This window comes from Cellulomonas citrea (assembly GCF_009829685.1).
In the GTDB taxonomy this organism is placed as follows: domain Bacteria; phylum Actinomycetota; class Actinomycetes; order Actinomycetales; family Cellulomonadaceae; genus Cellulomonas; species Cellulomonas citrea.
This window is the reverse complement of record NZ_VWSD01000406.1, coordinates 1-512: the sequence shown is the minus strand read 5'-3', so window position 1 is coordinate 512 and position 512 is coordinate 1. Positions and strand designations below refer to the sequence as shown.

Annotated in this window: 1 protein-coding gene; it reads left to right on the top strand. The window is 59.2% G+C overall.

Annotated elements, in window-relative coordinates; all coding sequences use genetic code 11:
* Positions 1-473 (top strand): ABC transporter ATP-binding protein (locus tag F2B26_RS16985; RefSeq protein WP_159811262.1); only part of this gene is annotated, 473 nt, incomplete at its 5' end.
* Positions 474-512 lie beyond the last annotated feature (39 nt).

The following is a 512-nucleotide window of genomic DNA, read 5'->3' as shown; positions in this document are numbered from 1 at the left end:
GCGGAATTTTCCAGGTGATGGAAGGCCGCCGCATCATCGCCGACATGACCTCGCTGGAAAACCTGCGGCTCGGCGCGTTCACCCGCAGCGACAAGAACGTCGATGACGATATCGACATGGTCTACAAGTATTTCCCGCGCCTCAAGGAGCGCACCGGCCTCGCCGGTTATCTCTCCGGCGGCGAACAGCAGATGCTGGCGATTGCGCGTGCGATGATATCGAAGCCCGATCTCATCATGCTGGACGAGCCTTCGGAAGGTATCATGCCCGTGCTCGTCGACGAGATGTTCGAGTTGTTCCGGAAGATGAAGTCGGAAGGAACAACGATTCTGCTGGTTGAGCAGAACGTCGAACTGGCGCTCGATATCGCCGATCGCGCCTATGTGCTGGACCAGGGCTCGGTTGTGCATCACGCGACTGCGGCCGCACTGCTGGCCGACGATGAAATCAAGGAGCGTTACTGCTCGGTGTAGCCTGAAGAAGCTGCTTCGGGCGGTCGCTCGCCGACAAAA